Source organism: Pusillimonas caeni (assembly GCF_003545815.1).
GTDB classification, from domain to species: domain Bacteria; phylum Pseudomonadota; class Gammaproteobacteria; order Burkholderiales; family Burkholderiaceae_B; genus Pusillimonas; species Pusillimonas caeni.
The window spans coordinates 170465-189317 of the sequence record NZ_PDUW01000002.1; the positions used below are offsets into that span (position 1 = coordinate 170465).

At 61.9% G+C, this 18853-nt stretch carries 18 protein-coding genes; 12 read left to right on the forward strand and 6 right to left on the reverse strand.

Annotated features, from left to right (window positions below):
* The 4 genes from CSC67_RS04480 (at position 1) to CSC67_RS04495 (ending at position 3620) form a co-directional block, all read left to right on the forward strand.
* Positions 1-969 (forward strand): branched-chain amino acid ABC transporter permease, encoded by a 969-nt coding sequence (locus tag CSC67_RS04480; RefSeq protein WP_118993331.1) that lies wholly within the window; start codon positions 1-3, stop codon positions 967-969.
* Entirely contained in the window at positions 962-1732 is a 771-nt protein-coding gene (locus CSC67_RS04485) for an ABC transporter ATP-binding protein (RefSeq protein ID WP_118993332.1), read from the forward strand. Before CSC67_RS04480 ends, CSC67_RS04485 begins: the two co-directional genes overlap by 8 nt.
* Before the next feature lie 2 nt (positions 1733-1734).
* Positions 1735-2430, forward strand: a complete 696-nt coding sequence (locus CSC67_RS04490; protein ID WP_118993333.1) for an ABC transporter ATP-binding protein — start codon at positions 1735-1737, stop codon at positions 2428-2430.
* A 242-nt stretch (positions 2431-2672) separates the two neighbouring features.
* Entirely contained in the window at positions 2673-3620 is a 948-nt protein-coding gene (locus CSC67_RS04495) for an ABC transporter substrate-binding protein (protein WP_167752755.1), read from the forward strand.
* 85 nt (positions 3621-3705) lie between these two features.
* Here the strand turns inward: CSC67_RS04495 and CSC67_RS04500 are convergent, their stop codons facing one another.
* Entirely contained in the window at positions 3706-4611 is a 906-nt protein-coding gene (locus CSC67_RS04500) for a LysR family transcriptional regulator (RefSeq protein WP_118993335.1), read from the reverse strand.
* A 107-nt stretch (positions 4612-4718) separates the two neighbouring features.
* Between CSC67_RS04500 and CSC67_RS04505 the strand changes: the two genes are divergently transcribed.
* From CSC67_RS04505 to CSC67_RS04530, 6 genes are all read left to right on the forward strand, one after another.
* The gene (locus CSC67_RS04505; protein WP_118993336.1) at positions 4719-5966 is read left to right on the forward strand and encodes a flavin-dependent oxidoreductase; all 1248 of its coding nucleotides are present in this window, start codon (positions 4719-4721) and stop codon (positions 5964-5966) included.
* 13 nt (positions 5967-5979) lie between these two features.
* Positions 5980-7425 carry an aldehyde dehydrogenase family protein gene (locus CSC67_RS04510; RefSeq protein WP_118993337.1) on the forward strand — a complete coding sequence of 482 codons (1446 nt, stop codon included), beginning with the start codon at positions 5980-5982 and terminating at the stop codon, positions 7423-7425.
* A gap of 42 nt (positions 7426-7467) precedes the next feature.
* Complete coding sequence (locus tag CSC67_RS04515) at positions 7468-8580, forward strand: NAD(P)-dependent alcohol dehydrogenase (protein ID WP_118993338.1); 1113 nt, start codon at positions 7468-7470, stop codon at positions 8578-8580.
* 60 nt (positions 8581-8640) lie between these two features.
* On the forward strand, positions 8641-9813 hold the full coding sequence (locus tag CSC67_RS04520; protein WP_118993339.1) for an ABC transporter substrate-binding protein: 1173 nt from the start codon (positions 8641-8643) through the stop codon (positions 9811-9813).
* Between the two features lie 62 nt (positions 9814-9875).
* The gene (locus CSC67_RS04525; protein ID WP_118993340.1) at positions 9876-10928 is read left to right on the forward strand and encodes an aromatic ring-hydroxylating oxygenase subunit alpha; all 1053 of its coding nucleotides are present in this window, start codon (positions 9876-9878) and stop codon (positions 10926-10928) included.
* A gap of 111 nt (positions 10929-11039) precedes the next feature.
* Complete coding sequence (locus tag CSC67_RS04530; RefSeq protein WP_118993341.1) at positions 11040-11897, forward strand: fumarylacetoacetate hydrolase family protein; 858 nt, start codon at positions 11040-11042, stop codon at positions 11895-11897.
* Between the two features lie 90 nt (positions 11898-11987).
* On the opposite strand, the gene CSC67_RS04535 is transcribed toward CSC67_RS04530, so the two are convergent.
* The 4 genes from CSC67_RS04535 to CSC67_RS04550 all read right to left on the reverse strand — a co-directional run bounded on the left by CSC67_RS04535 (position 11988) and on the right by CSC67_RS04550 (position 15936).
* Entirely contained in the window at positions 11988-12713 is a 726-nt protein-coding gene (locus CSC67_RS04535) for a GntR family transcriptional regulator (RefSeq protein WP_118993342.1), read from the reverse strand.
* Positions 12710-13753: a carbon-nitrogen hydrolase family protein gene (locus CSC67_RS04540; protein ID WP_118993343.1), complete on the reverse strand. Its 1044-nt coding sequence runs from the start codon at positions 13751-13753 to the stop codon at positions 12710-12712. The genes CSC67_RS04535 and CSC67_RS04540 overlap by 4 nt, the downstream gene beginning before the upstream one ends.
* A gap of 35 nt (positions 13754-13788) precedes the next feature.
* A complete protein-coding gene (locus tag CSC67_RS04545) occupies positions 13789-14700 on the reverse strand; it encodes a fumarylacetoacetate hydrolase family protein (protein ID WP_118993344.1) in 912 nt (303 codons plus the stop codon).
* 114 nt (positions 14701-14814) lie between these two features.
* A complete protein-coding gene (locus tag CSC67_RS04550) occupies positions 14815-15936 on the reverse strand; it encodes a cupin domain-containing protein (RefSeq protein ID WP_118993345.1) in 1122 nt (373 codons plus the stop codon).
* A 210-nt stretch (positions 15937-16146) separates the two neighbouring features.
* Here CSC67_RS04550 and CSC67_RS04555 point away from each other — a divergent pair, with 210 nt between their 5' ends.
* The gene (locus tag CSC67_RS04555; RefSeq protein WP_118993346.1) at positions 16147-17076 is read left to right on the forward strand and encodes a LysR family transcriptional regulator; all 930 of its coding nucleotides are present in this window, start codon (positions 16147-16149) and stop codon (positions 17074-17076) included.
* Between the two features lie 22 nt (positions 17077-17098).
* On the opposite strand, the gene CSC67_RS04560 is transcribed toward CSC67_RS04555, so the two are convergent.
* Entirely contained in the window at positions 17099-17989 is an 891-nt protein-coding gene (locus CSC67_RS04560; protein ID WP_245220121.1) for a LysR substrate-binding domain-containing protein, read from the reverse strand.
* A gap of 91 nt (positions 17990-18080) precedes the next feature.
* On the opposite strand from CSC67_RS04560, the gene CSC67_RS04565 reads away from it, so the two are divergent.
* Positions 18081-18842 (forward strand): maleate cis-trans isomerase family protein, encoded by a 762-nt coding sequence (locus tag CSC67_RS04565; protein WP_118993348.1) that lies wholly within the window; start codon positions 18081-18083, stop codon positions 18840-18842.
* The last annotated feature ends 11 nt before the right edge of the window (positions 18843-18853 follow it).

Sequence of the window (18853 nt, forward strand, 5' to 3'; positions counted from 1 at the left end):
ATGACCCGGAAAAACATCGTCATCATTTTGATTTTCGCCGTGCTGCTGGTGCTGCCGCTGGTGGCCAACGGCCTGAACAACAGCTTCCTGATCAACATGGGCACCCAGTTCGTCATCTACGCACTGGCGGCCATCAGCCTGGACCTGGTCCTGGGGTACGGCGCCATGGTCAGCTTCGGCCATGCGGCCTTCTTCGGCCTGGGCGGCTATGTGGTGGGCATCGTTGCCTATCACATGGGCATGGGCGAGACCGTCTTCGGCTGGGCGGGCTCCGAATCGGCGCTGGTGATGTGGCCGCTGGCCATGCTGGCGGCCGCGCTCACGGGCCTGGTCATGGGCTTTCTGTCGCTGCGCACCAGCGGCGTGCAGTTCATCATGATCACGCTCGCGTTCGCCCAGATGCTGTATTTCGTGCTGGTGGGCCTGGTCACCTACGGGGGCGACGACGGCATGTCGGTCACCTCGCGCAACCTCATCCCGGGCGTGAACATGGACGATCCGTCCATCTTCTACTACGTCTGCCTGGCGCTGATGACGCTGTGGGTGGTGCTGTGCCGTCGCATCGTCAATTCGCCCTTCGGCATGGTGCTGCGCGGCTTCCAGCAAAACGAGCGGCGCAACGTGAACCTGGGCTATGCGCCCATGCGCTACAAGCTCACCGCCTTCGTCATCTCGGCCGCCGGGGCGGGACTGGCCGGTGCGCTGTGGGCCAACTACGCCTTGTACGTAAGCCCGGACATGGCTTCCTGGCTCAAGTCGGGCACCTTGATGGCCATGATCGTGCTGGGCGGCATGGGCACCATCTATGGCTCCATCCTGGGTGCGGCCGTGTACCTGGGCCTGGAGCAAGCCCTGACCGCCTGGACCGAGAACTGGATGCTGTTCCTGGGCCCGGTCCTGATTCTCGTCGTGTTGTTCAGCAAGCGCGGACTGTTCGGCTGGCTGGCAGGGAGGAACAGCCATGACTGAAGCACTTCAAGCCGCCACGGCGCCCAAGCTCGAGATCCGCCACCTGCGCAAGGCCTTCGGCGCGCTGGTGGCCACCAACGACGTCAACATCCAGGTCCGGCCCGGCGAGATCCATGCGCTCATCGGCCCCAACGGCGCCGGCAAGACCACGCTCATCTCGCAGATCAGCGGCGAGCTCATGCCCGATTCGGGCCAGGTGCTGCTCGACGGCCAGGACATCACCCGCCTGCCCGCGCACAAGCGCGCCTCGGTGGGGCTGGCGCGGTCCTTCCAGATCAGCCAGCTGTACAACGACTTTACCGCCGAGGACAACGTCGCGCTGGCGGTGCAGGCGCAGTCGGCCAAGCGTTTCGACATGTTCAGCGCCGCGCGCAAGCAGATGGACCTGCGCGAGCCGGCGCGCAAGGCGCTCGAGCAGGTGGGGCTGGCCGAGCGGGGCAATCTGCGCGTTTCGGAATTGGCCCACGGCGAAAAGCGCCAGCTCGAACTGGCCATCGCCCTGTCGCTGAATGCCTCGGTGCTGCTGCTGGACGAGCCCATGGCGGGCCTGGGCGCCGAAGAGTCGCAGCGCATGAAGGACATCCTGCTGGAGCTCAAGGGTCAGTACGCCATTTTGCTGGTCGAACACGACATGGACATCGTTTTTGCTTTGGCCGACCGCATTACCGTGCTGGTCTACGGCAAGCCCATCTTCACCGGCACCCCGGACGAAGTGCGCGGCGACAGCGATGTGCGCGATGCCTATCTGGGAAGGGAAGAATAGAGATGCTGCACGCAGAAAACCTGCAATCGGGCTATGGCGCCGCCCAGGTGCTGTTCGGGGTGAACCTTGACATCCAGGCGCACCAAGTCGTCTCCTTGCTGGGCCGCAACGGCATGGGCAAGACCACCACCGTGCGCACCCTGATGGGCATGCTGCCGGTCAAGGGCGGCAGCATCTCGTTCGACGGCCAGGTCATCAGCGGCCTGCGCCCGCACCGCATTGCCAAGCTGGGCTTCGGCCTGGTACCCGAGGGCCGGCGGATATTCCCTTCGCTGTCGGTATACGAGAATCTGGTGGCCACCTCGCGCAACGACTACGGCGGCAGCTGGACGCTGGACGCGGTCTATGAGCTTTTTCCGCGCCTGAAAGAGCGCCGCAACCAGTCGGCCCGCACTCTGTCGGGCGGCGAGCAGCAGATGCTGGCCATCGGCCGCGCCCTGCTGACCAACCCGCGCCTGCTGATCCTGGACGAGGCCACCGAGGGCCTGGCGCCCGTCATACGCCAAGAGATCTGGGGCTGCCTGAATCGCTTGAAGGCCGAGGGCCAGACCATTTTGCTGATCGACAAGAACCTCAAGGAAATGCACCACCTAGTCGATCGGCACTACCTGATCGAAAAGGGTCGCATTGTCTGGAATGGGACGTCGCAAGAGCTGCAGGAGCAGCCAGAATTGGTGACGCAGTACCTGGGCATCTGAACGAAGGATACAAAAGCAGCGTCTCTAGAACAGTCCAATAATTGGACAGTCGTAAGTAACGCCCGAAGGCCTGGATTCGGTATTGCACCGGACTCAGGCCTTTATACCGTCGCGGCAAGGGCAAGCCTTTGCGTCCTATAACTGAAGGTTATGTCCGGGAAACTCGTGCTGTACTTGTCGTTGGTTTGCTGCTGACCAATACTGCCCAAACCGAATCACAAGAAAACTGCGAGGAGACGGGCGTGAAACTCATTAGTAAATTGGCGAACGGGATAGTGGTCGCGGCCCTGTTTGCATCCTGCGGTACGGCCGCGGCACAGGTGACTGTAGGTGTAGTGGTCAGCACAACAGGCCCGGGAGCGGTGCTCGGTATTCCTTATCGCAACGTCTTTGAAATTCTTCCTAAAGAGATCGCCGGCGAACCGGTACAGTACATCGTGCTGGACGACGCGTCGGACGTGACGACGGGCGTGCGCAACGCCAAGAAGCTTATCGACGAAAACAAGGTCGACGTGCTGGTGGGCTCCAATTCGGTGCCCGTTACTCGCGCCATGATGCAAGCGGTGGCCGAAGCACAGCTGCCGCTGCTTGCGCTTAGCCCGATGCAGCTTGATGGCGCCGAGCACCCATGGGCATTCGGCATACCGCAGCCCATGGCTCTCATGATGGGCGCCGTGCTTGAGCACATGAAGCAAGAAGATGTCAGGAACGTAGGCTACATCGGCTTCGCCGATGCCTGGGGGGAGGCCGTATACAAGACGCTGGAGCAGCAGGACGTGGTGCCGGGGCTCCGGCTGACCAGCAACGAGCGCTACCAACGCAATGACGTAAGCATTACGACTCAGGCACTGAAAATCATTGCGGGCAAACCCGACGCGATAGTGGTGGGCGGCTCTGGAGCACCGGGCGCGTTGCCGCATATCGCCTTGAGCGAAAGGGGATACAAGGGCACGGTCTACAACACTCACGGTTCGGTAAGCGGAGACTTCATCCGCATTGGGGGCACCCACGCCGAGGGCGCCGTGGCGCCCACCGGCCCTTTCTTGTTTGCCGCCCAATTGCCTGACGACAATCCGATCAAGCCCGTAGCGGCCAAATACCTCGCCATGTATGACGACGCCTATGGCGTCCAAGCCCGCAGCCCGTTTGCCGGACATGATGGTGTCCTGGCGAGGCGGTGCCGGCGCTGATGCCGTCGAGGTTTTGCGGATAGCGAGTGGTCGCTCATTGCAGCAGCAGGCCGCCGAGTCCGGGACGCTATAGGAAGCCCGTAGTCTACGTGGGGATCGAGGCCACGAAGGCTTCGGTGAAAGCGTCCATGAGTTCGGCGGGATGCCGTCCCCGCCGGGTGATCCGATAGAAATCCATCGCAACGCGAGGTTCGGTCAGGATGGCCGTCTGTACGCCGTGGCGCCGGCAGGCGGCTATTGAATAAGAGGGCAGAATGGCTGTGCCTTCGCCGGCCGACACCATGGCGATGAGCATTTCCAGATTGTTGAACGTGGCCTGCTCTTTGTCAGGTCTGCGAATGTCCGAAAGGTGGCTCTCGATTACTTTCTGGATGTGATTGTCGCTGGGCAGGGCGAACAGGGGGACGTCGCGTAGCGCCGACCAGGGCGCGACGCCCGCGCCAAGATCGGGCGCCGCGCTGTCTTGGGCGCGGCTGGGGGTGATCCACATCAGGTTGTACTGGAACAGGGGCTGAATATCTATGCCGGAAGCTTCGTCAAAGTGCGCGCCCAGCCCAAAATCTATTTCTCCGGCGGCGACCAGCGCCTGGATCTGGTCGTGGTTGGTGGCCACGAAATTCAATTTTGCATCGGGATGCTTGTGGGTGAAGGCCTTGCGCGCCGCGGGCACCACATTGGTCGACACCAGGGGGGTCACCCCGATGACCAGCTTGTTGCGGGCTTCGAGGGTAAGCTGAGTCAACTGTTCGTGGGCCTTGTCCATGGAATCGACGATGTTCTGGGCAACGGGCAGGAAGTGTTCCCCCGCTGGGGTCAGGGCCACCAGCCTCGTAGTGCGCTCGAACAACCGGCAGTCAAGCTGCGTTTCCAGTTGCCGCATCATGAAGCTGAGGCCCGATTGCGTCAGATGAAGCTCTTCGGCAGCTTTAGTGAAGTTGCATAACCGAGCCGTCGTGACGAAAGCCTTGAGTTGGCGATAAGAAACATTCATGAAAATTACTTCTCAATTCACTAGCAAACCATGTTTCCATAATACTGCACGTTTCTATTAAATAGAGCCTGTAGAGAAGGCGTATGCCTCTAAATGGGGGAAGATGGATGAGCAAGGATTGTGAAGTTCTGATCGTGGGAGCCGGAATCGGCGGCCTGACTTTGGCCTTAAGCTTGCATCGCGCGGGTATTTCATGCCGTATTTTTGAAGTAGTGACCGAGATCAAGCCACTGGGCGCGGGAGTCAATCTTCTACCTCACGCGGTACGGGTGCTTGATGGGCTGGGTCTGCTGGACGAACTGGCGGCGGTGGGCGTTACCACGCAAGAGTCCATTTTCTTCGACAAATACGGCAAGTTCGTGCTTAGCGAGCCGGCTGGCCGGGCCGCCGGTTATGGATGGCCGCAATTCTCTATTCATCGGGGTGACCTGCACGACATACTGTTCCGCACCGTGATCGAAAGGCTAGGAGACGACGCCATTGTTCTGGACAGCCGCTGCGTGCGCGTCGACCATGACACGGATGGCGCCACCGTGCATTTCCGCAGCGAAGACGGTTCAAGTTTCCAGGCACGCGCCTCGATTGCCATCGGGTGCGACGGCGTACATTCAGTGATTCGGAAGCAGCTATATCCCGACGAGGGGGCTCCCCGCTTCTCGGGCGTCAACATGTGGCGCGGCGTCACGTCCATGAAGCCCTTCCTGACCGGCGCCAGCATGGTGCGGGTAGGATGGATTCCGGTTGGCAAGATGGTGATCTATCCCATCCGCAACAATATCGATGCCGAGGGCAACCAGCTGATCAATTGGGTGGCCGAGACCGAATCCGATACACCTGTCGAACGCGACTGGAGCCGCGCAGGTCGACTTGAGGACTTCTTTTCTTACTTTAACGACAGGCGCTTCGACTGGTTGGATGTGGCCGGCATGATCGAAAAGACCGAGCCGATCCTCGAATATCCCATGGTCGACCAAGACCCGATCCCGCGCTGGACCTTCGGACGCGTTACGTTGCTGGGCGATGCGGCGCATCCGATGCTGCCGCGCGGCTCAAACGGGGCGGGCCAGGCCATACTCGATGTCGCCTGCCTTACCGAAAAACTGATCGAATACGGTGTGTCGGAGCGGGCCTTGAACGAATACGACCGGATCAGGGTCAAGGCGACGACCGACGTGGTGCTGCTCAATCGTGTCGCGCCGCCCGACACGATACTCAAAGAGGTTCACGAGCGCACGGGCGGCAAGCCGTTCGAGCGCATTGAAGACGTGATTACTCGGGACGAACTGCTCGAGATATCCAATCGATACAAAAGCGTGGCGGGCTTCAAGGTGGAAGATCTGCAGCGCTCGGCCTGACGGGTTGGGACACATGACCATAGCGAAACACTATATTGACGGACACTGGCTCGAGGCGGCGGAAGGAAAGGCCGTCCTTGAAGACAACATCAATCCGGCCACTTCCGAAGTCGTGGGCCAGTACTGTGCGGGCGGCAAGGCAGAGGCCGCCCTCGCGATCGCCGCCGCCCGTCGCGCGTTCGGGCAGACATCCTGGTCTCGTGATGCGCGCACCAGGGCCGAGATCCTGTGGGCCTTCGCGGTCGAGCTGGATCGGTGCAAAGATGAAATTGCCGACTGGCTGGTAACGCTGAATGGCAAGCTGCGTCGCGAAGCCATAGGCGAGATCATGGCCGGTGTATCCGAGCTGAAGTACTACGCCGGCCTTGCACGTAACCTGTTCGGCCGCATCCTCGAGGTAGAGCCTGGGTGCCATGCCTCGCTCGATCGTGAACCCGCGGGTGTTGCCGCCATCATTCTGCCCTGGAATGCTCCCGTTACACTGCTGGTGCGTTCGCTGGCGCCCGCCTTGGCGGCGGGCTGCTCGGTGGTGATCAAGCCTGCCTGCCAGACCGCCCTGGTCAACAATCTGGTGCTTGAATGCCTGCTTGGCGACAAGCGCCTGCCCGCCGGTGTGGTGAACTCCGTCGTGGAGTCGGGCGCGCAGGTTTCCCAGTATCTGTGTGAAAGCCCCGATGTCGACGTCATCAGCTTTACGGGTTCGTCGCGAGTCGGCAAGCTCATTGCCCAGGCCAGTTCAAGCACCCTGAAGCGCTTGTCGCTGGAGCTGGGCGGCAAGGTTCCCGCGGTCATCTTCGAAGACTGCGACATCGACAAGGCGGTTGCCGGGGTTGTTGCGGGCAGCATGGTCATGGCCGGCCAGCAGTGCACGGGCATCGAGCGTGTCCTCGTGGCCGACAGTATCTACGATGAATTCAGCACGCGCCTGGCCCGGGCCCTGGGGCGCCTGAAGGTCGGGCCGGGCACCGACCCCGATTCGCAAATGGGCAGCCTGATCAATATGGCAAGCAGGGATCGTGTCGCGGCCATCGTGGATGGGGCCAGCAAGCAGGGCAAGGTGATTCACCGGGGCTCGATCCCCGGCGGCGATCTTGCCCGCGGCGCCTTTCTCGAGCCCAGCCTGATTGCCGAGCAAGACCTGTCTTCGCCCTTGATCCAGGAAGAAATCTTCGGACCCGTACTGATCATAGAGCGCTTTTGCAGCGAAGAAGAAGCGATCTCCAGAAGCAATGCCACCCGCTACAGCCTCGCCGCGAGCGTCTGGACGAGCGACGCCATAAAGGCCCGGCGCGTTGCGTCCAGGCTGAGGTTCGGCACGGTATGGATGAATGCCCATAACCGCCTTTTCGCCGAGGTGGAGACCGGCGGCTATGGGGACAGCGGCTACGGCAAGCTGCATGGGGTAGAGGGCCTGAACGACTTCATGCAGACCAAGCATTTCTACTTTGAAACTCGATAATCCGTTGGTGTGTTCAAGGTACTCAGCGTAGAGAGAAATACGATGCAAATTGACGCAGCAGTATGCCGCACGACAGGCGGGCCCCTTACGCTTGAAACGCTGGAGCTGAGCGAGCCGCGTGACGACGAGATTCTGGTGCGCGTGGTCGGCACAGGAATCTGTCATACCGACATCGGCATGTGCGAAGCGCCAAATCGCGTACCCAAGCCTATTGTGCTGGGGCACGAGGGGGCGGGAGTGGTCGAGAAGGTGGGTAGGCGGGTTCTCAAGGTCAAGCCCGGAGACCACGTGGTCATGTCCTTCAATAGTTGCGGCCATTGCTCCAGTTGCTCTCGCGGCGACGTTGCGTATTGCCAGAATCTGAACGACAGCAATTTCTCGGGCGGGCGCACAGATGGATCCACCGCATTCTCGAAGGGTGACGAGGCCATCCATAGTCACTTCTTCAATCAATCCGCCTTTGCCACGTATGCCCTGTGTTCAGAGCGCAATGTCGTTCCTATTCGCAAGGACTTTCCGCTGGAGCTCGCGGGGCCCCTGGGTTGCGGATTCCAGACAGGCGCGGGCGCTGTCATCAACTCATTGAGGGTACCGGCCGGCAGCGCCATCGGGATATTCGGCGTCGGCTCGGTGGGCCTGGCCGCAGTAATGGCTGCGAAGGCGTCTGGCGCCGGAGCCATTGTTGCCGTGGACACCACGCAATCCCGCCTCGATCTGGCTAAGGAACTGGGCGCAACCCACGTCATCAATGCGTTGGAACAGGACACGTTCTCGGTGGTGCGTTCCATTGCTCCCGATGGGATGGACTACGCCCTGGACACCTCGGGCAATATCGAGGTCATCCGCGAAGCGGTCGACAATCTTGCGGTGCGTGGCATATGCGGGCTGATCGCCACCGCCAAGGGGGCCGACATGCGCGCCAATGTGCTGCAGATGGTGCTGGGAGCGCGTTCGGTGCGCGGCATACACCAAGGAGACAGCGTGCCCGAAAGATTCATTCCACAAATGATAGAGATGTACATGCGTGGAGAGTTTCCCTTCGACAAGCTGGTGAAGTTCTATGGCTTGTCGGAAATCAACAGTGCCATTGCCGACATGCACAGTGGCACGACCATCAAGCCCATCATTATCATGGCCCCGCAGTCTTCGGGCTGATGGCTATGTCTGGCAAATGCCAGTCACGGTTGCGGTTTACATAAAAGACAGGAGACAACAATGTCGATAAGTAGAAAATTGCTGGCCGCAGTGCTGGCGACGGGTTTGGCCGGAGCGGCCCAGGCTGCCGAGGATAATATAAAGATTGGATTGGTGCTGCCGCTTTCCGGGCCGTTCTCCACTGTGGGCAAGCAGATTCTCGATGGGGTGAATCTATATGTGGAGCGCTACGGCGATGCCATCGGCGACCGTAAGGTCGAATTGGTGATTCGGGACGATACCGGCATTGCGCCGGACATCAGCAAGCGCGCCGCCCAAGAGCTGGTCGTACAGGAAAAGGTGGATGTGCTGGCGGGCTTTGGATTCACCCCTTCGGCATTCGCGGTTGCGCCGCTGGCCACGTCCGCCAAGAAGCCGATGATCGTCATGAACGCGGCCACATCTTCCATTACAGAGCGGTCTCCCTACATTGTCCGCACTTCGTCGACCATGGGTCAGTTCACGGCACCAATGGCGATATGGGCGGCCAATAACGGCATGAAGAAGGTGTACACGCTTGTCGCCGACTATGGCCCGGGGCACGACTCCGAGGCGCAGTTTCTCAAGACCTTTGCGCAAGAGGGCGGCACCATCGTCGGCAGCGTAAGAATGCCGGTTCAGAACCCCGATTTCTCGCCATTCCTGCAGCGGGTCAAGGACGAAAAGCCCGATGCCGTCTTCCTGTTTGTGCCGGCGGGCGAACAAGGGGTGTCGTTCATCAAGGGATATCGAGAGCGTGGCCTGGATAAAGAGGGCATACAGCTGATCTCGACCGGCGACATTACCACCGAAGACCAGCTCTCGGCGGTAGGAGACCGCGCCTTGGGCCTGATTACATCTTTTACTTATTCCGAAGCCCATGACTCCAAGGTCAACAAGGAATTCACCGAGGCCTACTACAAGAAGTTTCCCAATCAGCGCCCCACCTTCCTGACTGTCGGCGGCTATGACGGCATGCACCTGATCTACGAGGTCTTGAAGAAAATCGGCGCCGATGCCAGCGGTGATGACTTCATTGCCGCAGCCAAGGGCATGGCATGGGAAAGCCCGCGGGGTCCGATTTCGATAGACCCTGAAACGCGAGACATTATCCAGAACGTCTATATCCGCAAGGTGGAAAAGGTGGATGGTCGTCTGCAAAACATCGAGTTCGATCATGTGGCCGCGTTCAAGGATCCGGGCAAGGAAAAATAATTTTTTGCGGAATGGCTCCAGCTTGCCGGCAGGCCGGAGCATAGCTTCGAGAGGATGATGACATGTTTCTAATGAACGCTTGGTACGTTGCCGCCAAATCCGGCGAAGTTGCCGACAAGCCGTTGGGGCGCAAGATATGCGGAGAGAATATCGCCTTCTTTCGCGATGCCGAAGGCCGGATCGCCGCAGTGGACGACTACTGTCCGCATCGTGGCGCCGCCATGTCGCTGGGCAGGGTCTGCAATGGCAACCTGGTCTGCGGCTACCATGGCTTGGTCATGGGGCGCGATGGCAAGACGGTGTCCATGCCCATGCAGCGCGTGGGCGGGTTTCCGTCGGTCAAGAGCTATCCCGTTGAAGAACGCAATGGCCTGATCTGGTTATGGCCGGGTGACCCCACCCAGGCCGACCCAGCCGCCATTCCACACTATGAATGGGCCAATTCGCCCGATTGGACCTACGACGTGGGTGTGTTTCACGTCAAATGCGACTACCGCCTGATGGTCGACAACCTGATGGACTTGACCCACGAGGCATACGTGCACTCGGATAGCATCGGACAGGACGAAATCGATCTATCGCCCGTCAACACCCGGGTCGAGGGCGACGCCGTCTATACCAGCCGGTTCATGTACGACATTCCTGCGCCGCCTTTCTGGGCCGCGGCCCTGCGCAATAATGACCTGGCCGATGACGTGCCGGTCGACCGCTGGCAGATATCGTGCTTTTCATTGCCCGCCAATGTGCATATACAGGTCGGGGTGGCGCACGCCGGCAACGGCGGCTTCGAGGCCGATCCCAAGTACAAGGCCAGCGGTGTCGCCGTGGACTTCATGACGCCCGAAACCGAAGACACGCATTGGTATTTTGGCGGCCTGGCGCGCAACTTCAAGGCCGACGACCCCGAGCTGACGGAAACCATATTGAACCGCCAAAGAAAGATCTTCAGCCAGGATTTTGCCGTGCTGGAGTCGCAGCAGCACAATATGGACAAGCATCCTGATCGGCGCTGGCTGATGCTGAACATCGATTCGGGGGGCGTGCAGGCCCGCCGAATCCTCGAACGCAGGATCAAGCAAGAACAGGAGCAAGGGCTGGCGCTTAAGCAGGCTTAGCCCATCAGGTATCGCCTGGCGCCGGCCGGTACATTTTGAGGGCCGTATTCCTTCAGATAGCGATTTCACAGCGTCCGGCCTTGCGCCGGGCGTTTCATTCAGGAATTTCTCATGCGTTTGTGTCGTTTCAATTCGGACCGCTTGGGCGTCGTCGAAGGCGATCGGGTCTTTGACGTGACCGAGGCCCTTCGTATTCTGCCCTCGGTCTCCTATCCGTTGCCTCGGGTCGATCCGCTGATTGCCAACCTCGACAGGGTCATTGTCCGCATCAAGCAGCTGTTGCCCGCCGCAAGTTCCCATGCGCTGGGAGAGGTCCGCTTGTTAAGCCCCATCGCCAATCCGGGCAAGCTGGTGGCCGCGCCCGTAAATTATCGGAAGCATTTGGACGAAGCCCGCGCCGACGCCGAGATTCACCACGATAATCAAGTGGGCGAGATCCAGCGGGTGGGCTTGTTCTTGAAGGCGGCGAGCTCGCTGATCGGCGCGGGCCAGGCGGTGGCGCTTCGCCATGCCGACCGCAGGAACGACCATGAGATCGAGCTGGCCGTCGTTATAGGCAAGGCGGGCAGCCGGATTTTACGCAAGGACGCTTGGGGCCACATTGCCGGGTATTGCATTGGCCTGGACATGACCGTGCGAGGCCCTGAAGAGCGCAGCATGCGCAAGTCGATCGACACCTATAGCGTGCTGGGGCCCTGGATGGTCACAGCGGATGAAATCGCTAACCCGGGGCAGCTGGACTTCTGGCTGACCGTCAATGGAGAGCTTCGGCAGAAAGCCAATACACGGGACCTCGTCATCGGCATACCAGAGCTGATCGAGTTCGCGTCGGCGTTCTATACCCTGCACGAGGGCGATGTCCTCTTTACAGGTACGCCCGAGGGTGTGGGACCCGTGAAGCCGGGTGACGTCATAATGGCCCACATAGAAGGCGTGGGCACGATGCGGGTGGATGTAAAGGCAGGGTAGGCTGACTGTCCGGTAATCAGCGCCACCGTTCCTTCTATTTATATTCGGCCCGGCGACACAGCGTTATGCGTGCCGCCGGTGGAAGACGACTCATGCGGCCGAGGTATTAGGCCACTCGAGCAGCGATGTTTCTATAAGCCTGGTTGTGCGGTTGTAATGCTCGGCCAGGAGAGCTGTCGCCTGTTCGGCGTCCCGGCGCAGCGTGGCATCGACGATCTCGTGGTGCTCTTTCGACACGTCCCGGCTGCTGTCGCGCCGCACTGAGGTCTTCAGCATGGGCCGACGATATCGCTCGGTCTGTATGTACAGCGTTGCCGACAACTCCAGCAGCCAGCGCGAGTCACAGGCCGCGATCAGCGCCCGGTGCAGCGCCAGGTGGCGTTGCTCTACCTCGTCGTACGAGGCCTGGAGCGCCTCGGCGCCATTGCGCCGCGTGACCAGGTCCAGCGCATGCAGCGCCGCGACGATCTGGGTTTCCCAGTCGTCGGTGGCGTGCGCGATGGAACGCCGCAAGGCTTCGCAATCGATGAGCGTGCGAACGCTCATCGAGTCTTGCATCTCTTTCAGCGAAAGCGGCGCCACCCTGAAGCCCTTGAGCGCGACCGAGTCGACCAGGCGTTCGCTGTGCAGCCGGTTCAGCGCCTCGCGCAGCGGTGTGAAGCTGAGCTGGTAGCGCTGCTTGAGAAACTCCAGGCGCAGGGCCAGCCCCGGGGCCAGTTCGCCTGAAAGAATATCGCGCTTGAGGCCCGCATAGGCCTGCTCGGCCAAGGTCGATGATTTGGCGACGCGCGGCGCTTCGCGCAGGGGGGCGTTCATGGCCGCGCTCCGCCTTCGGCCCCGCCCACCGCGGCCTGTTCGGCCTCTTCGTCGAATTCGAGGTTGGCGCCGCGCTGCAGGTCGGAGAACTGCGCCGCCTGCTGGGGCTGGCGGTTGACGCGCAGGTCGAATACGTCGAAGCGGTTGTAGTGGCCGGTGATGTCGTGCATCTGACGCGGCTGGATGCAGCGCGACAGGTCGACGTCGGCGTAGACGATGCCCTCGGCGTCGATGAGCGGCTCGCCCACCAGCCGGCCGTCCGGCCCGATGACGCCCGAGAAGGCGCTGTTCTTGCGCCGTAGCATCTGCTCGGCTTGCGGATGCGTCTTGGTGAAGGACGAGATGATTTCTTCGGAAATGGTGGAGCAGGCCACGACGGTGAACACCTTGCCTTCGAAGCAGTGGGCCATGGCGCGCACCTTGATGGCCTCGGCCATGTCGTAGTCGGGCGGCGCCACCGGCAGCGAGATATAGCTGGCCACGTGCAGCAGCTCGCCCTGCGCCAGCAGGCTGAAGCGCGCCAGCGTATTGGTGTTCTCGCCACAGGCCAGCCCGCCCAGGGGGCCGATGGCGGTATCGTAGACGCGCAGCGAGGCGCCGTCGCCGTTGGCCCAGGTAAGCTTCTCGGCCCAGGTGGGCACGAGCTTGCGGTGGCGGCCCAGCAGCTTGCCGTCGGGGCCGATGAACACCAGCGTGTTGTACAGGGTGCTGATGCCCGTCGGGCTGCGCTCGTTCACGCCCACTACCACGTGCACGCCATGGCGCCCCGCCGCTTGGGCGATGCGCTGGATTTCAGGGCCGGGAATCTCGATGGCGCTGCGGCACAGCTTGTCGAACCATGGACTGCCCTCGACGGGATTCATGATCCAGTTCCAGTAGGGATAGCCGGCCACGAAGACCTCGGGAAAGGCGATCAGCTGAGCGCCCTGGCCGGCGGCCTCTTCGATCAGCGCGCACACTTTTTCGACGGTGGCGTTCGTGTCCAGGAACACTGGAGCCGCTTGGACGGCGGCAACCTTGACGACGGGCAGGTTTGGCATGGCTTCCTCGATGAGACGGTGAGTGGGCGGGCCGGTCAGACGGCCACGACCGGATTGCGCATCGTGCCGATGCCTTCGACGTAGGACTCGACCACGTCGCCGGGCCACAGCCATTCTTGCGGAGTGCGGCCCGCGCCCACGCCCGAGGGCGTGCCGGTGGCGATGATGTCGCCCGGCTCGAGCGTGATGCCCGCGCTGATGTCGGCCACCAGGTGAGCGACGTTGAACAGCATGTAGCGGGTGTTGGACTGTTGCTTGATCTCGCCGTTGACCTTCAGCCAGAGATCGAGCTTTTGCGGATCGGGGATTTCGTCGGCGGTGACGATGCAGGGCCCGAAGGGCGCGTAGGTATCCAGGCCCTTGGAGTACACCCACTGTCCGGCGCGGCGGTTGTCGCGCGCGCTCATATCCAGCATCAGGCTGTAGCCGAAGACGTAGGACAGCGCGTCTTTTTCTTCGATGCGCTGGGCGCGGGTGCCGATGATGGCGGCCAGCTCCACTTCCCAGTCGAGTTGCTGGGTGATCTTGGCGTTGTGCTCGATGCTGTCGCCGGGGCCGATGACGGTGGTGGGCGGCTTGGTGAAGATGATGGGCTGCTTGGGCAGGTCGGCCGAGGTGTCGAGCGAGCGGCTGGACTCTTCGACGTGTTCGACGTAGTTCAGGCCGATGCCGAAGATGTTCTTGCGGGGGCGCGGAATGGGCGCCAGCAGCTTGACGTTCTGCAGGGGCTGCGCCACGCCTACGGGCCAGCTTTCCTGATGCTCTTTGAGCAGTTCGGTGGCCGTGGCCACCGCCGAGGGGCCCAGGTCGATGAATTCGAGCATGTCGTTGGGCAGGTCGATGCCCGCGATCATGCCCAAGTACTCGATATCGACGACCATGTCGTCGACGATGGCGCCAAGGCGGGCGCTTTCCAGGACGTTGCGGCGGTATGTGACTAGGCGCATGTTGTTTCCTTGTTGTCAGGCGGCCGGGCCGCCTGTTGCGATGTGCGGATGGGTGAAATGAAAGTATGAAAACGGACCGGCGCGGGCCGGAAGACCCACGCCGACGCGCAAGCTTTAGACGGGCTGGTGGCCGTCGTTTTCCTTGAGGGCCTCTTCGCGATACAGGCCCAGCGACTTCATCACGGGCAGATCGTTGAAGCAGAACAGGCAGGCGTCCTCGCTTTGGCTGGCGTTGGCATGCTCGTGGAACATCCAGGACGGCACACAGAAGATGTCGCGTTCCTGCCAGTCGAAGCGCTGGCCGTTGATGATGGAGAAACCCTTGCCCTTGGCCACCTGGTAGATGAAGCTGCCGGTGTGGCGGTGGGCCTTGGTATGCTCGCCCGGACGCAGCATCTGCATGCTGGCGCCTATGGTCTGCATGACAGGGCCGCCTGTCTTGGGGTTGATGTAGTTCATCAGCACGCCGTCGAAGGGCGAACCGTCGGTGACGCGGGCATACCGGCACAGCGCTTCGTAGGTGGGCTCCCACTCGTACTTGAGCAACGGCGAATAGCCGTGTTCCCATTTGTCGTCGGACGGCGCCAGGCCGGTGCCGGCCCAGGTGGCGGTGCTGTCGTCGACGGCATAGGTGACGGCCTGATTCAGGTCGGGGTGCACTGTATAAAAGTTGGCTTCCAGAGCATTGATCAGCGGGATGTCCAGGCCGTCCTGCCAGATGCAGGGCGAACCGTCCTCGCTGACGCCGTGCTCGTGCCAGGTGCCGTTGGGGGTCAGCACGAAGTCATTGGCGCCCAGTGTCATCTTGTGGCCGTCGACGACGGTATAGGCGCCGCTGCCTTCCATGATGAAGCGCAGGGCGCTGGCCGAATGGTTGTGCGCCGAGGCCAGTTCGCCGGGATTCATGGCCTGCAGGCCCGAATAAAGCCAGCCCACGGCCGCGGCGACGTCCTGGCGGCCGGGATTGTTCAGATAAACGACCCGCCGGCCGGCCTTCTCGGGCGACACCAGGTCGATGGAACGCAGCACGTGGTCGCGCAGGTCGTTGTAGCGCCACAGCACGGGCACGGACGACGATTGCGGAAACCAGGGCTCGATCTTGTTGGCGACCGTCCAGAGTGCGCCGGTCTTGAGGGAATCGAGCTCTTCGTAATAGGCGAGCAGCTCGGGCGTGTCTTCGACGTTGGCGCGTCCGACCACGTCTTCGCGATAATTGGTGCGGGGTGCAATTTTCATGTCGGCCTGTCTCACTAAGAACTGATTTTATAAAATCGTGGGCTTTTTCGATAATATTAGAGAAAATTCAAGAGAAAAACAAGCGCCGGCAGGCGCGCCCGTCAGAGTATCGGTGTTATATATGCCAGCGTGGCGCAAGCGGCCCGCGCCTGCAAGGCAGGGCGTGCAATCCGGGGCTGCGCGCCCCTCCACCCATTCGCAGAAAATTCCATGGCTACAGACTGGACCGACCGTATACGCCTGCGCAACCTGAAGTTCCTGCTCAGCCTTGCCCAGACGCGCAACCTCAGCCATTCGGCCAAGCTGCTGCATACGACGCAGCCGGGGCTTTCCAAGTGGCTCAAGGACCTGGAGACCGACATCGGCCTGCCTTTGTTCGAGCGCCACGCGCGCGGGCTGACGCCCACCTCCCATGGCGAAACCCTGATCGCCCACGCGCGCCGCATCGACGCGCAGCTGGACCGGGCGGCGGACGACATGAATGTTCTGCGCGACGGGGGCGCCGGCCGCGTGGTGATCGGCGCCTCGGGCGCGGCCGCCACCGAAGCGGCTCCCCGCGCGATACTGGCGATGGCCGAGCGGATGCCCGACATGCGCATCGATCTGGTGGAGGGCACCATGGACCGCCTGCTGACGCTGCTGGCGCGCGGCGACCTGGACATCGTCATGGGCCGCACGGCAAGCGACATCGCGGTGGAATCCAGCATTCAGTCCGAAGAGCTTTACGTCGAGCCCATCGACCTGGTCGCCCGCCCCGACCATCCACTGTTCGACCTGCCCGAGCTGCACTGGCACGACGTCAAGCAATACCGCTGGATAGTCTGGCCCAGCCAGACGCCCGTCAGGAACGCCCTGGAGGCCGCGCTGGCCAACGCCAACCAGTCCCTGCCCCGGAACTATATCGAAAGCAATTCGGTCATTGCCAACGTCACCCTGCTGACGCATAGCGACGTCATCGGCACGGCATCGCACCGCTCCACCGTCATGCTGGCCCGGCTCAATCTGGTGCGCATCCTGCCTCTCAAGCTGGAGGGCTTCGGATCGGTCTCCATGTACTGGCGCAACGACGAACTGTATCCGAAGTCCTTCGAAATGGCTTTGGAATGCGTGCGGCGCACCACGCGGGAGGAAGCGGGCTAGCGTCGATGCGGCTCGACCGGCCCTAAGGCTGCGTGAGCTGCCTGACGAAGGTTTCCAGCGCCGCCTTGCGATTGTCCTTGCGCATGACGGCGTGCACGCTGGCTTCCAGGCCGGGTTCGTCCAGGGGGCGAAATGCCAGGGCGTGCGGCTGATAGGCGCTGGTAGAGGTCGGCACCAGCGCGATGCCCAGTCCGGCCGTCACCAGGCTGAGCTGCGCCGGCACCTCGGCCACGGTCTGTTCCACGTCGGGCGAGAAGCCGTGGGCCGCGCAAGCCCTGAAGATGCGTTCGGCAAAGGTCGACGTTTCGCGGCGAAGCATGACGAAGCGCTCGCCGGCAAGCTCGTCGAGCCGGATGCGCGTGCGTCGGGACAGGGGGTGTTCGGGAGGCAGGGCGACCAGCAGCGGGTCCGGCCACAGGCGGCGGCTGCACAGCAGGTCGTCCTCGATGGACTGGCGCGAGATGCTGACGTCGATGCGGTGCTCGCGCAGCGCTTCGAGCTGGTCGTTGGGCGCCATTTCGTTCAAAATGACACGGATGTCGGGATGCGACGCAGCCAGTTTGCCGATCAGTCCGGGCAGCGGGCCCAGAAAATGCGAGCCCGACAACCCCACCTCGATGCGGCCGGCCAGCCCCGCATCGATATGTTGCACCCGCAGCGTCGCTTCCTTCAGCCGGCTTTGAATGACGCGCACGTCGCGCAGAAACGATGCGCCCGCCTCGGTAAGCTCGACCTTGCGGCTGTTGCGATGGAACAGCTTCACGCCCAGCTCGTCCTCGAGCTGGGCGATCTGGGCGCTGAGCGGCGGCTGCGAAATATGCAGGCGCTCGGCGGCGCGAGTGAAGTTCAATTCCTCGGCCAATGTCGTAAAGTAGCGTAGCTGGCGCAGTTCCATAGGCAAAATATAGCGCATGAGACGAAATCGATATTGGTCCGCGCGCCCTAAATAAACGATCATAGTCACGTAACCGTCATATAGACCCTCACTATTTCAGGTATAGATCATGACCACCAACGCTCGCTCCTTCCGCATCGGTCAAATCGTTCCCAGCTCGAACACCACGATGGAAACCGAAATTCCGCTCATGCTGCGCAGCCGCGAAGCCTCGTTCCCCGAGCGCTTCACCTTCCATTCCAGCCGCATGCGCATGAAGAAAGTCACGGCCGAAGAGCTCAAGGCCATGGACGCCGACTCCGACCGCTGCGCGCTCGAGCTGTCCGACGCGCGCGTCGACGTGCTGGGCTACGCCTGCCTGGTCGCCATCATGAGCATGGGCCTGGGCTACCACCGTGAATCCGAGAAGCGCCTGCACCAGGTCACCGTCGACAACAACGGCGAAGCCCCTGTCGTGTCCAGCGCCGGCGCGCTGGTCGACGGACTGCACGCCATGGGCGCCAAGAAAGTGTCCATCCTGACTCCCTACATGAAGCCCCTGACCCAGCTCGTGGTCGACTACATCGAGAACGAGGGCATCGAAGTGCATGACGCCGTGTCGCTCGAAATCCCCGACAACCTCGAAGTCGGCCGCCAAGATCCCCTGGCTCCCGCCGAGCACGTCAAGCGCCTGAACACCAGCGGCGTCGACGCCGTGGTGCTGTCCGCCTGCGTGCAGATGCCGTCCTTCCAGTCGGTGCAGCAGGTCGAAGACCGGCTCGGCCTGCCGGTTACCACCGCGGCCATCAGCACGGTTCACCAGATGCTCAAGCGCCTGAATCTGCAGCGCGAAGTGCCCAACGCCGGCAGCCTGCTCTCCGGCCGCTACTAAGCAGCATGCAT

What these genes read in the sequence shown, in the direction of transcription:
- CSC67_RS04500 (WP_118993335.1), bottom strand. Translation starts at nt 4,611, where the DNA reads ATGAATGTTTCTTATCGCCAACTCAAGGCTTTCGTCACGACGGCTCGG.
- CSC67_RS04560 (WP_245220121.1), bottom strand. Translation starts at nt 17,989, where the DNA reads ATGCGCTATATTTTGCCTATGGAACTGCGCCAGCTACGCTACTTTACG.
- CSC67_RS04525 (WP_118993340.1), top strand. Translation starts at nt 9,876, where the DNA reads ATGTTTCTAATGAACGCTTGGTACGTTGCCGCCAAATCCGGCGAAGTT.
- CSC67_RS04530 (WP_118993341.1), top strand. Translation starts at nt 11,040, where the DNA reads ATGCGTTTGTGTCGTTTCAATTCGGACCGCTTGGGCGTCGTCGAAGGC.
- CSC67_RS04550 (WP_118993345.1), bottom strand. Translation starts at nt 15,936, where the DNA reads ATGAAAATTGCACCCCGCACCAATTATCGCGAAGACGTGGTCGGACGC.
- CSC67_RS04535 (WP_118993342.1), bottom strand. Translation starts at nt 12,713, where the DNA reads ATGAACGCCCCCCTGCGCGAAGCGCCGCGCGTCGCCAAATCATCGACC.
- CSC67_RS04490 (WP_118993333.1), top strand. Translation starts at nt 1,735, where the DNA reads ATGCTGCACGCAGAAAACCTGCAATCGGGCTATGGCGCCGCCCAGGTG.
- CSC67_RS04510 (WP_118993337.1), top strand. Translation starts at nt 5,980, where the DNA reads ATGACCATAGCGAAACACTATATTGACGGACACTGGCTCGAGGCGGCG.
- CSC67_RS04540 (WP_118993343.1), bottom strand. Translation starts at nt 13,753, where the DNA reads ATGCCAAACCTGCCCGTCGTCAAGGTTGCCGCCGTCCAAGCGGCTCCA.
- CSC67_RS04520 (WP_118993339.1), top strand. Translation starts at nt 8,641, where the DNA reads ATGTCGATAAGTAGAAAATTGCTGGCCGCAGTGCTGGCGACGGGTTTG.
- CSC67_RS04480 (WP_118993331.1), top strand. Translation starts at nt 1, where the DNA reads ATGACCCGGAAAAACATCGTCATCATTTTGATTTTCGCCGTGCTGCTG.
- CSC67_RS04485 (WP_118993332.1), top strand. Translation starts at nt 962, where the DNA reads ATGACTGAAGCACTTCAAGCCGCCACGGCGCCCAAGCTCGAGATCCGC.
- CSC67_RS04555 (WP_118993346.1), top strand. Translation starts at nt 16,147, where the DNA reads ATGGCTACAGACTGGACCGACCGTATACGCCTGCGCAACCTGAAGTTC.
- CSC67_RS04545 (WP_118993344.1), bottom strand. Translation starts at nt 14,700, where the DNA reads ATGCGCCTAGTCACATACCGCCGCAACGTCCTGGAAAGCGCCCGCCTT.
- CSC67_RS04565 (WP_118993348.1), top strand. Translation starts at nt 18,081, where the DNA reads ATGACCACCAACGCTCGCTCCTTCCGCATCGGTCAAATCGTTCCCAGC.
- CSC67_RS04505 (WP_118993336.1), top strand. Translation starts at nt 4,719, where the DNA reads ATGAGCAAGGATTGTGAAGTTCTGATCGTGGGAGCCGGAATCGGCGGC.
- CSC67_RS04515 (WP_118993338.1), top strand. Translation starts at nt 7,468, where the DNA reads ATGCAAATTGACGCAGCAGTATGCCGCACGACAGGCGGGCCCCTTACG.